Below are 12,482 nucleotides of genomic sequence, written 5' to 3'. Positions count from 1 at the left end.
TATGCCACCTGACTCTAATAATATATTTGGGTTCTTTGATGAGTTTGAAGTGTCAGAAGAAGAATCACAATTGCTCCCAAAAGAGCTAATTCTAGAACCCGTTGAAATATCATCGACCATAGATAGTTTGCCAGCAAAAATTCAGGAAGAGGTTCTTCGCCGCATAAAAGTGATTACCTTTGTAGAGAAGCGCTTGAAAGGTGGGTGGACAGAGAAAAACTTGAACCCCATCTTAAGTCTCGTTGAATCAGAATTACAGCTGACTCCCCCTAGTTGGCGGACTGTAGCAACTTGGAAAAAATCCTACTCTGAAGCAGGTAGAGAACCATGGGCACTTATTCCGAAGCATACGTTTAAGGGTAATCGCCAGAAAGAAATGGATTCGCAATCCTTGATTGACGAGGCAATTCAGAACGTATACCTGACACGTGAACGACTTAGTGTTGCAGAGAAGCATACCGATATTATAAGAGTCGAGTGATTCAAATGAATCGAGGGATTGTTGAAGGAAAAATCAAGCCAATTGCCGAACGCTCTTTTTACAATCGAATAAATGAGTTACCCCCTTATGAAGTGGCGATTGCGAGATTTGGTAAACGATATGCAGATCGGGAGTATCGCTCGGTTGGTCAGCAGGTAGCTGCAACTAAACCTATGGAGTTTGTTGAAATAGACCACACCCCAGTTCCAGTGATTTTGATTGATGATGAGCTAGATATTCCTTTGAGCCGCCCGTATTTGACGATGCTTTATGACCGTTTCAGTAAGTGCATTGTTGGTTGCAGTCTCAACTTTAGAGAGCCAAGCTTTGACTCTGTTAGAAAGGCTCTGTTGAATTCACTTTTGGATAAAAGCTGGCTTAAAGCAAAGTATCCATCGATTGAGAATGAGTGGCCTTGCCACGGTAAGATTGATTGCTTGGTCGTCGATAACGGTGCCGAGTTTTGGAGTCAAAGCTTGGAAGATTCGTTACGGCCTTTGGTGTCCGACATTCAATACAGTCAAGCAGCGAAGCCTTGGCGAAAGTCAGGGATCGAAAAGTTGTTCGATCAAATGAATAAAGGGTTAGTTAACGCTCTGCCTGGAAAAACCTTCACCAATCCTACTCAACTACAAGATTACAATCCAAAGAAGGATGCGGTGGTCAGGGTATCGGTATTTCTTGAATTACTCCATAAATGGATTGTCGACTATTACCACATGGCACCAGATTCTAGAGAGCGTGAGATTCCATACCACAAGTGGCACCAATCGAAATGGACGCCTTCTTACTATGATGGTGCTGAGAAGGAGCAACTCAGAGTAGAGTTAGGATTGCTTAGACACAGGACGATTGGAGTGGCAGGGATCAGGCTGCATAACTTACGCTATCAGTCCGCCGAGCTTATTGAATACCGGAAATATTGCACACCTAATGATGGCAAAAAGCTCTTTGTTAAAACCAAAACAGATCCTTCCGATATCAGCTACATCCATGTTTATCTAGAATCAGAAAAGAAGTACATAAAAGTTCCAGCGGTAGACAACAGCGGATATACAAACGGCCTTTCACTTTTTGAACACCAGCGCATACAAAAAGTACGCAGACTGAACACCAAGGATCTTGCTGATGATGAGGCTCTTGCGGATACATTTCTATATATGAAAAAACGTATCCAGGAAGAAACCGATAGATTCCGCCGTGTTAAAAGTAGCAAGCCCAACCTTCCTAAAACAGGTAACACGTCGAAACTAGCAAAGTTTAATGATGTTGGATCTGAGGGGCCAAGCTCAATCAACGTGACTCCTGTTAGGCTCAAATCTGAGGTTGTTTCCGATGCCTCAGAGTACTTAGATGACGATGATTTTGAAGATATTGAAGGGTATTAGTTTGAATTTAACGCCAAAGCAGCTTGAGCAGCTAAAGTCCTTTGAAACCTGCTTTATCGAGTATCCCGCGATAACTGAAATCTACTCCATTTTCGATCAACTTCGTTTCAATCACTCTTTAGGTGGTGAACCAGAATCTTTCTTGTTAACTGGTGAGGCTGGAAGTGGAAAGACAGCTTTGATCAACAACTACTTGTCACGCTTTCAATCGGGTTCAACTTGGGGAAAGCAGCCAGTATTAAGCACTAGAGTGCCAAGTCGTATCAATGAACAGAATACGCTGACCCAATTTCTGGTTGATTTAGATTGTAAATCAGGAGGACGAGGGATTCGGCGCCGTAATGAAATTGCGCTTGGCGAAGCGGTTGTAAAGCAACTTAAACGTAAATCTGTTGAGCTGATTATTGTTAATGAAATTCAAGAGCTTGTTGAGTTTTCAACCGCAGAACAGAGACAAGTTATTGCCAACACATTCAAATATATAAGTGAAGAAGCAAGAGTCTCTTTTGTGCTTGTGGGTATGCCTTATGCTGATGTGATAGCGACAGAACCACAATGGAATTCGCGGCTAAGCTGGAGAAGAAAGATAGATTATTTCAAATTGTTGAAAGCGAATAGTCATTCGAGTAGAACGGCATCTTATGGGTTTGACTTAGAACAAAAAAAACATTTTGCCAGATTTGTCGCGGGTCTGAGTTCAAGGATGGGCTTTGATGAGCCACCAGTACTTACAAAGAATGAACTGCTATATCCTTTGTTTGCAATGTGCCGAGGAGAATGTCGAGCGTTAAAACACTTCTTGAAAGACGCGTTGCTTATTAGCTTCAACGACAATGCGGATACGATAGACAAAGCAATATTGTCACGCACTTTTGCATTTAAGTTCCCCTACCTAGATAACCCGTTTGATCGTCCTTTAAAGCAGCTTAGTCTTCATCAAATTGACTCTGGTTCTGCTTACCACTTAAATGCAGTCACCACTGAAGATAAAATAGTAGCCCCTCGTTTTACGGATGCTATTCCGCTGAGCATGCTATTGAGCAAAAATGGGCTTAAAGCTTAGAGGCTACTTGTCACGGCTTAGGCTGTCCAACAGCGCTGCTTTCTCTTCATCACTCATTTTGTCAATCACGCAAGCCAGTTCAGCACTTAACTCGTTTCTACAGAAAAAGTAGTTTAGTGGTACGTTTAACTCTTCAGCCATTCGTTCGAGCGTGCCAAGATCGGGTACATGTCTCCCTTTCTCATAGTGGTTCATCCGCCCACTCGCCGAGCTAGGTTCCATACCAATTCTGATACCCAGATCTTTCTGGGTAATGCCAGCTTTTTTGCGGGCTTCTTTAAGCCTCGTTGGGATTGGGTTGTCTTTATGCACTTACACATTTCTTTTCAACCTTTCGATAACTTAGATTGTCTAAGTTTTACCGATTTTTGTATACTTAGCAATCCTAAGTTTTGGATGGGTGAAATAGTGCAATGAATCGAAAAGTACCCCTTAACCAATGGCTATATAAGGCATTGATAAATAAAGAAATGGATGGTTTCACGGTACTGGAACTAAGAAATAGACTGTTGTACGCAACAGTGGGCGTATTCAACAAAAATGAACTCAGAAAAATGCTTTATCGCCAGCTTTATCAACTTGCAGAACGGGGATACCTTGAGAAAAGAAACAATCAGGCTAACGAAAAATCACGCTATTTCAAAACCTCTGCGTTCAAATCAGTAGAGTTTATTTCTGCGCATCGAACAAATTTACCATCCGCGAAAACAGGCTTGCCAAATAGCATTCAACAGCCTTTCATTCGGTATATATCCAAAGAAAAAGCGCAGTCCGAAGCTGAGCTTAGAATTCTGTTAGGGGAAGTTGAAGAATATAAGCGTGTGCTTACCCATTTTCCTGCTCAGTCAGCTCTTATCAAGCCGCTCTATGACAAATCAAAAGAATACTCAGCTAAGCTATTGGGAAGAGTTAATGCTCTGAGTAAATTGGAGTCACTGTAATGCTTGTGCGGGTCACCAAGATATGAAAGCGAGCTACATTCCGACTTTTTGTTGCTTATTATGAAAGCGGTGAGAGCTAGTGTGGTCGGTCTGGTGGATCACAGTTCTCATGGCACGTGTAAGTTAGTATCTGAAAAGCTTTGGGCAATTCCTTTAGCTATTCCTCCTTACAGAGAGCAGAAGAATATCACTAATATGGTGAATGGACTTCTTTCTATTTGCGACGAGTTAAAGTTATGTGTCGGTGATAGCCAACAAACGCAGCCTTAAAGTTGCCGGTTTGCTTTCTTAGATTTATATTTCTTGCAAATTACTGAAAAGATAAAAGTTCTTGTGGCGTACAGGGGGATTAGCCAAATTGTGTTACCATATCTGCCTTTCCGGATATTTAGTTTTGACCTTTAATCTGATGATATCTTTATAACAGTTAATCTTCACTCATCGAACCAGCGCGGATTATTATATGGATTTTTTTGGTGCTGATACTATTTACTTACTATCCAATAAGGTAACAAATGGAAAAGTCTGATTTATATCTTACATTTACAGATGAGAATCGTGCTCCAAAAGTAAATGAAGTTATTCTTTATGCAGAAGATAGCTCTTGGAATGACTTCGGTTATAAAATTGGGTGTACATTGAGAGTTCTTACTCATGAAGAGAATAAAAACTTTGAAGTTAGAGCATTTATAGGTTTTTTTGATCCAAGAAACTCAGAACTAGATGAAGAGCTCAAAAATGTAAACTACAAAACGACATCATATCTGGCGATGCTCCCTATAATACGGCAACTAGAAAAGAGAAGTGCATTAGATAAATTAGGCTTCTTCACTATGCTTCCTGATATGGAGGCTTACAGGTATGCAGTATCATATCTAGGTCCGGAGTTCTTAGAAAAGGTACTGCGAATTGTAAATGATTTGGTTCTTTACAAAGATAAAAAAAATAAATGGATTCCTCATGCTATGAATAGCGATGTTTTTAAACTGGGATTTATGAGGCATTCAAGTTCTTTTTTTGCGTTCAATAATGCTGACAGTGTGTTAGGAGGAGTAGAAGAAGAAAAGTTCGATGGGATATCCCAAGAGTTAACACTTAGGTATGAATTGGCCGGATTCGAAAATGATCATGAAATAAAATTAAAGTATGATCATACTAGCATTATACCCAAAAGGATCAATGTGCTAATCGGGAGGAATGGCCTGGGCAAAAGCCAAGCTCTCATGTCTTTTTGTCGAGCTGCTTTGAGATATCCAGATAAAGGCATTTCTCTCTCAACTTCAGATAGTAATGGTAGACCTGTAATAAATAGGTTACTTGCTATTGCAACGCCAGGCGAAACTCAAAACACCTTTCCATCAGAGAGAGTAAAAACCCAGAAGCTATACTATCGAAGGTTATCTTTAACTCGAAATGGACGCGCAAAAACCACGAAAACCATTAGTGATATGCTAGTTCAATTAGCACGTAGTGAAGATAGTATAGGCAAGAAGACTCGATGGGATATATTCATTGATGCTATCTCAAAAGTATTACCTATTAAAAGTTTGGTGATCGAATCAAGAGACAAGAAATATGTTGGTTTGGCTGATTTAGGGTGGGGTGGTGGAGAGCAGGCTTCTCTTGAAAGATGGGGCAACATTGCGCCTAATGCTGAGCCAAAAATAATGTTAGCTAGGGAAGCTTACCCGCTTAGTAGTGGGCAACTGACATTCATGAAGTTTGCCATTCTTTGTTGTTTATACATAGAGAACGGTTCATTCGTTCTATTAGATGAACCAGAAACTCACATGCATCCAAATATGATATCGGATTTTGTGGGGCTATTGGATGAAATTTTAGAAAATACAGGATCCTTGGCTCTTATTGCAACGCATTCTGCTTACTTTGTGAGAGAAATTCCACAAGATCAGGTTCATGTGTTTAAGAAAGAAGCGAACAACGTATGTATTTCTAATCCTAGACTGACCACATTTGGTGCACCCGTAGACTCGATATCAAGGTTTGTCTTTGATGACGATGCTGAGAGTAAACTCGCAGAGAAACTGTATCGACGAATCAAAAGGCAAAACACAACTTTTGAAGATATTGTTAATAAATTAGGTTACGAAATATCAGTAGCTGCAATGATGAAGTTGCGCCAGAAGATGGAAGAAGCATAATGAAAAAGCTTCCTATTCCTACCTACGACGATAAAGAGCGGACTACACAAGCATCTGAAAACACCAGAATGAGTAGTTACCCCCATCTTCGAAACCGATTAGCAGATGTAACTAGCGCATATCACAACTACTTGCAGCAGTCTGGAAATGCACTGAACATTGGTCCTATAGGTATTAGTAATGATCTAGCAAAAGCACTGAAGACGCACTACACGAGCGAACCTGAATGTTTTTCATTTATCCCATTACTACGTAGATCTTCTAGGCGCGTATGCCCCATGTGCGGTTCTTTGGGGACAGGAACGCTCGATCATTTATTGCCTCAGGCTATCTATCCAGAATTTGCGGTTTTTTCGAAAAACCTAGTACCAGCGTGTGATTGTAATACTAAGCGGCAAGATGTTGTTGCAGGATTTTGCAATCAATTCAATACTGGTGTAAGAGTTCTACATCCATATTTTGACGACTGCTTATCAGAGCGACAGATTTATTTCTCAATAGAGCCTTCCCCAGAATACCCGTTAGCGAAATTTGGGCTGGTATATATCAATCAGAACTGCAACGAATTCCCCTCAATCAAGTTTCATGTGGAGAGTGTTGTCCTTCCTTCGGGCATTGTGGCTGAAATGGTGGATATGTGGTCTAGCCTTAGCGAGTATCCTTCTGACAAAATTCACACGCTACCATCAGATGCAACCATAACTATTGAAAGCTTGAACGAAGCTTTGAGAGATGTATTAGGTAGACACGATCGACAAAAAACAACACCGAACAATTGGGAGTCTATTTTTGTCTATTCGATCATAAACAGTGAGAGTGCAAAAGAATGGATAGTTGAAAAACACAACTCTCTGATGGAGGAATGAGTCTCTACAACATCCCCAAAAAAACTGACCGCTTTAATTCAAACCACTTTTGAAGCTGAAGGGCTGCAAGAAAATCAGGATCTGCAAGAAGCACTTAAAGGATGCATCGACGCCATTGCCTCAGATTGCCTCGTGATCTCAAAAAGAGTTTTCCGACTGGGAAGACAGCTGTCGTCTTATTGATCTTCTGGCAATTATTCGAAATGCCAACTTTGTAGTCATTGAGCTAAGACGGGATGAAATCGGCGCACGGATGAAGCTTCAAGCTATTCGCTATGCTGCCATGTTCTCGCCTATGAATTGACGATATTTTGGTAATCATTTGAAAATACACTACACTAAAACTTAGATACTCTAAGTTTTAGTGGTGATATGTGAATACAGACATTCAACTTTACGCTGATGAATCGCTCGAAAGTTTCTTGCTGCGCTTATCGCAAGAACAAGGCTACGAGCGATTTTCTCATTTTGCTGAAGACATCTGGTTCGACACATTGGAGCAGCATGAAGCGATTCCCGGTGCTTTCCCTCTTGAGCTCAACCGAATCAATATCTACCATGCGCAAACTACAAGCCAAATGCGAGTGCGAGTTCTTATCCATCTTGAGAACCAATTAAAACTCAATAACTTTGGCGCTCTTCGCCTTGCGTTGTCACATTCAAAAGCTCAATTTTCTCCCGAATACAAAGCTGTGCATCGGTTAGGAGCTGATTATCCTTTCGTTTTTCTTGGTAAACGCTTCACGCCTATTTGCCCTTTATGTATTAGTGAGGCTCCATACATTCGCCAGCAGTGGCAATTTCTTTCTCAGCAAGCTTGTGAGCGCCATGGCTGTAAATTGGTTCATCACTGCCCCGAGTGTCAATCGAGATTGGAATACCAAACCACTGAGAGTATTAGCCAATGCGAATGCGGTTTTGAACTCCGAAACTCACCGGTAGAAGATGCGCCAGTGGCTGCGCTACTGGTTGCTCGATGGTTGTCAGGAAATGACTCAAAACCTTTGGGATTATTGAAGGCTGTGATGACGCTCTCTGAGCGATATGGTTTTTTACTATGGTACGTTAATCGTTACGGTGATATTGAGAACATCAGTTTTGAGTCATTTGTTGAGTATTGTTCTTGTTGGCCAAGAGTGTTGAAGGAAGAACTTGATGAGTTGGTAAACAAAGCCGATCTCATTCGAATCAAAGATTGGAAAAAGACGTTTTTCAATGAAGTTTTTGGCGCTTTGCTTAAAGATTGCCGCCAGTTACCAAGTAGGCAGTTAGAGCGTAATAGCGTGCTCACTCAAGTGTTAGCCTACTTTACAAAGTTAATGGCAACACTACCTTCAAGCAGCAAAGGGAATGTAGGCGATGTGCTGTTAAGCCCCTTAGAAGTGTCTACATTGCTTTCTTGCACAACGGATGAGGTGTATCGGTTGTATGAGTTTGGTGAGATTAAAGCAGCGATTAGGCCGCGGATGCATACCAAAATTGCCAGTCATGAATCGGCGTTCACCCTAAGAAGTGTCATCGAAACAAAGCTGACTCGAATGTGCTCTGAAAATGACGGTTTAAGCGTGTATCTACCTGAGTGGTAATTATGACGAAATTAAGTGATCTACTAGCAATTGAAGACGAGGCAATAAAACAAACTGCTCTAAAAAAGATGTTCATGCCCTATACAGAAGAGGTTTGTGTTGATGGGTATGAACAAGAAACGTTGACGATTTTGCTCAATCTCAGTTCTAGTCATCAAGCTGATAGGTGCTCAGATTGGTTGGATGTAGCTCGGGCTCAAAGGTATTTAAAAGACCGCGAAAACTTAGATGCCTCTCTTGCTGAAATCCAGTGGTTCCACACACATAACCTAAAGTTTCCAGATTGCCGTGTTAAGGATCAGCGGATAATTGCGCGACCTCTTTCTACAGCCGAGGAGTTTATTTCAAGTGCAGTATTGGATCAGCGATTGGGATGGGCTCATAACTCTGCTGTCTATCGTCACACATTGTGGTTACTGAATCCTTTTAAATGGCAATCACAGCCAGTGTGTATCCTTTCGCTTATTCAGCAGAAAAATCCAGTTTGGCTTGATCTGCTTACAGAATTTGGCTTGGATGTGAAGTCACTTGCTCGCTTACAACGTGCAATTGAAGAACAGCTTCCTGAGAATAGTTTTCCCGACAGTGTTAGTACTTACAGTAAGCAATTACGGTTTCCATGGGGTGATGATTATGTTTCGATCACCCCCGTTGTGAGTCATGCTCTTCAGTGCGAATTAGAAATAAGAGCACGAAGTCCAGAAAATAAACTCAGTTTTGTCTCTTCGTCACTGCCTAATTCTGCCAGTATTGGGAACCTGTGTGGCAGTTTGGGTGGGTATATGAGAGTCCTAAATTACCCGCTAGGTGTTAAGCAGGCCAAGGGGGGGGACGTTAACGGAAAACCGTCAAAAGAGTGGTCATTACTTTGATGACTATCAGGTAACTAACGCCAAAATTTGTCAGGTACTAAATCGCCTAATTGGGTCTGAGCCATCCAAAACACAGCGGCAAAGAGAAAGAGCTCGTCAGGTTAGGGGTAAGATTTTACGAAAGCAAATAGCCTTATGGATGCTGCCACTCATTGAGTTAAGAGATATCGCCGAATCTGAACCCAATCAGCAACAACTAGAGCATGACGACACCTTAGCTCAAGCCTTTTTGTCGTTACCAGAATGGGAGCTTGGCTCTTTGGCTAGTGAGTTTAACCGACGCTTACATCTCACGTTTCAAAATAATATGTATTCAGCCAAGTTTGCTTATCATCCCAAACTGATGCAGGTAGCTAAAGCACAAGTGACATGGGTGCTTGAGCAACTAAGTAAGCCAATTAACAATCAAGATACGGTGACGGGGGAGCAATATATCTACCTGTCGTCAATGAGAGTGCAAGATGCGGTAGCGATGAGTAACCCTTGTTTGTGTGGTGTGCCGTCTTTGACGGCCATTTGGGGATTCATGCACGATTATCAAAGGCAATTTAATCAATTGGTTAACAATGATTCCCCAGTTGAGTTTTCGAGTTTCGCTTTTTATGTTCGAAACGAGAATATTCAATCAACAGCGAAGTTGACAGAACCTAATTCAGTGGCCAAAGCGCGAACGGTTTCTAATGCGAAACGACCGACCGTTCGTAGTGAACGATTGGCGGACCTAGAAATAGACTTAGTTATCAGAGTTCATAGTGAAAGCCGAATTTCAGACTTTAGATCAGCGCTTAAAACGGCCCTTCCCGTTGCTTTCGCCGGAGGGGCATTATACCAACCACAGCTATCGATGCAGATTGAGTGGCTTAGAACATTTACAGGCAGGAGTGAACTTTTCCATGTTTTAAAAGGATTACCTGCATACGGGCGATGGTTATACCCAAGTGAAAAGCAACCTACTAATTTTGATGAGTTAGAGCGGTTGCTCACTCAAGACGATGATAACTTGCTTGTTTCTCTTGGCTACCATTTATTAGAGCATCCAACTAAGAGGGGTAACGCAATCACAGGTTGTCATGCTTATGCGGAGAATGCGATAGGGCTAGCTAAGCGAATAAACCCGATAGAGGTCCGTTTTAGTGGACGAGATCACTTTTTAAACCGCGCCTTTTGGTCGATAGAATGCAGTAGCGAAACTATTCTTATAAAAAACTATAGGGATTAATCGTTTATGGAACTTTGCACTCAATTGAACTATGTCCGATCACTTTCTGCTGGCAAAGCTTATTTCTACTATCTATCCGAAAGTGGTGATATGTGTCCCCTTAATGTAGATAGAACCCGATTGCGCGCACCAAAAGGGAGTTATTCAGAAGCATATAAGGGGAACAAGTTCGTCGACAAGAATGTTGCCCCCCAAGACTTGGCATATTCAAACCCTCAGTTCATCGAAGAGTGCTATGTAAAGCCCGGCGTTGATGAAATCTATTGCGCATTTTCACTTCGAATTCGGGCCAATTCGTTAACCCCAGATATCTGTAGTGATGATGAAGTGCGCAGTAAACTGTCTATGTTTGCTAAGATTTATAAAGAGCTCAACGGATACAAAGAGTTAGCTAATCGTTATGCGAAGAACATCTTGCTTGGTACTTGGTTATGGCGAAATCGTGAGTGCAGAAATATCACTATTGAAGTGACGACCAGTGAATTGGATACCTTTGTTGTCGAACATGCTCAAAAACTCTCTTGGTATGGTCATTGGGATGGTGATTCAACAGAATGCTTAGAAAGGCTTACAGCCTATCTGGAGCGAGCATTGTCTGACCCGACCGAATACTTCTACATGGACATCAAAGCAAAACTGCGGGTTGGCTGGGGAGATGAGGTTTACCCAAGCCAAGAGTTTTTGGATAGTCGAGAAGATGGAATCCCTACTAAGCAGCTAGCCACAGTAGAGCTTTTGAGCGGAAAAGAAACCGTCGCGTTTCACGGACAAAAAGTTGGTGCAGCGTTGCAATCGATTGACGATTGGTGGCATGAAGAGGCTGATAAGCCTTTAAGAGTGAACGAATATGGTGCAGATCGAGAATACGTTATAGCAAGAAGACATGTAGCATATGGAAATGACTTCTATCAATTACTCAGAAATACAGAGAACTGGATTGAAAGTATGACTGCTTCTGAATCCATTCCGAATGACGTGCACTTTATTATGTCTGTTTTGATCAAGGGCGGATTGTTTAATTGCGCCAAGGTCAATTAAGAGGTTCTATCATGTCTCAACGGTACTACTTCTTGATACGTTACACGAATGCTAATGCCGACTATGGCTTGCTAGCAGGGCGTTGTATCTCACAAATGCACTTGTTTATGGTTAATCACCACCAAGCAATGAATAGAGTAGGTGTGAGTTTTCCTGATTGGAATGAATCTTCAGTTGGTCAAACCATTGCCTTTGTTTCCGAGGACAAAGAGATGATGATGGGCCTCTCTTTTCAGCCCTATTTTTCATTGATGGTTAATGAAGGTTTGTTTGAGATCTCCAGTGTTTATGAGGTGCCAGATACTTCCGAAGAAGTAAGGTTTGTTCGTAATCAGACGATTGGGAAAAACTTTTTGGGTTCCAAAAAGCGTCGAATCAAACGCAGTATGGCTAGGGCCGAGTTATTTGGTATTCAACAATCATTACCAGTAACGAATGAAGACCGTGTCATCGATAGTTTTCATCAGATCCCTATTTCTAGCAGCTCTTCACGGCAGGATTATATTCTGTTTATTCAAAAGGAATTCGCAGATGAGCGTGCTGAATCTGGCTTTAATAGCTATGGTTTTGCAACCAATCAAGAAAAAAGAGCGACGGTACCTGACTTACGTTTTAACCCTTTTGACGAAGACTCTTTTTTAGTTCATTAGAAACAAAGAGTTACAGTTGTGAAAATAAAAATGGTGTTTTTACCAAGTTGTGACTTTAAGCAAGAATGATCAGATGCTTAGTGATTATATTTTATAGTGTTCTGCCGAATAGGCAGCCAAGAAAAACAATCGTGAGGATGTAATCCTCGGTTTCAAGTGTTCTGCCGAATAGGCAGCTAAGAATAGGTCAGGAAGCAAGCAACCTACCTGCTGAAC

At 41.5% G+C, this 12,482-nt stretch carries 8 protein-coding genes and 3 pseudogenes; 10 read left to right on the top strand and 1 reads right to left on the bottom strand.

Features of this window, described 5'->3' with window-relative positions:
* Position 1 precedes the first annotated feature (1 nt).
* Together VOA_RS0117585 and VOA_RS11690 are read left to right on the top strand one after the other, a co-directional pair.
* Positions 2-1,869 (top strand): annotated as a pseudogene (locus tag VOA_RS0117585) (Mu transposase C-terminal domain-containing protein).
* Entirely contained in the window at positions 1,835-2,932 is a 1,098-nt protein-coding gene (locus tag VOA_RS11690) for a TniB family NTP-binding protein (protein ID WP_000177823.1), read from the top strand. Before VOA_RS0117585 ends, VOA_RS11690 begins: the two are co-directional and overlap by 35 nt.
* A 3-nt stretch (positions 2,933-2,935) precedes the next feature.
* Here the strand turns inward: VOA_RS11690 and VOA_RS11695 are convergent, their stop codons facing one another.
* Complete coding sequence (locus tag VOA_RS11695) at positions 2,936-3,244, bottom strand: helix-turn-helix domain-containing protein (protein ID WP_000548580.1); 309 nt, start codon at positions 3,242-3,244, stop codon at positions 2,936-2,938.
* A gap of 101 nt (positions 3,245-3,345) precedes the next feature.
* Between VOA_RS11695 and VOA_RS0117580 the strand changes: the two genes are divergently transcribed.
* The 8 genes and pseudogenes from VOA_RS0117580 (at position 3,346) to cas6f (ending at position 12,266) form a co-directional block, all read left to right on the top strand.
* Positions 3,346-3,873: a hypothetical protein gene (locus tag VOA_RS0117580; RefSeq protein WP_001080692.1), complete on the top strand. Its 528-nt coding sequence runs from the start codon at positions 3,346-3,348 to the stop codon at positions 3,871-3,873.
* Between the two features lie 515 nt (positions 3,874-4,388).
* Complete coding sequence (locus VOA_RS11700) at positions 4,389-6,035, top strand: AAA family ATPase (RefSeq protein ID WP_000415647.1); 1,647 nt, start codon at positions 4,389-4,391, stop codon at positions 6,033-6,035.
* On the top strand, positions 6,035-6,901 hold the full coding sequence (locus VOA_RS11705) for a hypothetical protein (RefSeq protein WP_000735927.1): 867 nt from the start codon (positions 6,035-6,037) through the stop codon (positions 6,899-6,901). Before VOA_RS11700 ends, VOA_RS11705 begins: the two co-directional genes overlap by 1 nt.
* A pseudogene (locus VOA_RS20380) lies at positions 6,898-7,199 on the top strand (hypothetical protein); the annotation flags it as partial. The gene VOA_RS11705 and the pseudogene VOA_RS20380, both read left to right, overlap by 4 nt.
* A gap of 76 nt (positions 7,200-7,275) precedes the next feature.
* Positions 7,276-8,487, top strand: coding sequence for a TniQ family protein (locus VOA_RS11710; RefSeq protein ID WP_001090699.1), 1,212 nt, complete (start codon positions 7,276-7,278; stop codon positions 8,485-8,487).
* Between the two features lie 2 nt (positions 8,488-8,489).
* Positions 8,490-10,578: pseudogene (locus VOA_RS0117570) on the top strand (type I-F CRISPR-associated protein Csy2).
* Positions 10,579-10,584: 6 nt separating this feature from the next.
* Complete coding sequence (gene csy3, locus VOA_RS11715; protein ID WP_000417845.1) at positions 10,585-11,616, top strand: type I-F CRISPR-associated protein Csy3; 1,032 nt, start codon at positions 10,585-10,587, stop codon at positions 11,614-11,616.
* A gap of 11 nt (positions 11,617-11,627) precedes the next feature.
* The gene (cas6f, locus tag VOA_RS11720; protein WP_000083149.1) at positions 11,628-12,266 is read left to right on the top strand and encodes a type I-F CRISPR-associated endoribonuclease Cas6/Csy4; all 639 of its coding nucleotides are present in this window, start codon (positions 11,628-11,630) and stop codon (positions 12,264-12,266) included.
* Positions 12,267-12,482: the final 216 nt, after the last annotated feature.

This window comes from Vibrio sp. RC586 (assembly GCF_000176715.1).
Lineage (GTDB): Bacteria > Pseudomonadota > Gammaproteobacteria > Enterobacterales > Vibrionaceae > Vibrio.
Note: the sequence above shows the minus strand (reverse complement) of the source record. Positions and strands in the feature narration are given on the sequence as shown.

Coding starts and splice junctions, on each gene's coding strand:
- VOA_RS11690 (WP_000177823.1), top strand. CDS start 1,835: ATGACGATGATTTTGAAGATATTGAAGGGTATTAGTTTGAATTTAACG.
- VOA_RS0117580 (WP_001080692.1), top strand. CDS start 3,346: ATGAATCGAAAAGTACCCCTTAACCAATGGCTATATAAGGCATTGATA.
- VOA_RS11700 (WP_000415647.1), top strand. CDS start 4,389: ATGGAAAAGTCTGATTTATATCTTACATTTACAGATGAGAATCGTGCT.
- VOA_RS11705 (WP_000735927.1), top strand. CDS start 6,035: ATGAAAAAGCTTCCTATTCCTACCTACGACGATAAAGAGCGGACTACA.
- csy3 (WP_000417845.1), top strand. CDS start 10,585: ATGGAACTTTGCACTCAATTGAACTATGTCCGATCACTTTCTGCTGGC.
- cas6f (WP_000083149.1), top strand. CDS start 11,628: ATGTCTCAACGGTACTACTTCTTGATACGTTACACGAATGCTAATGCC.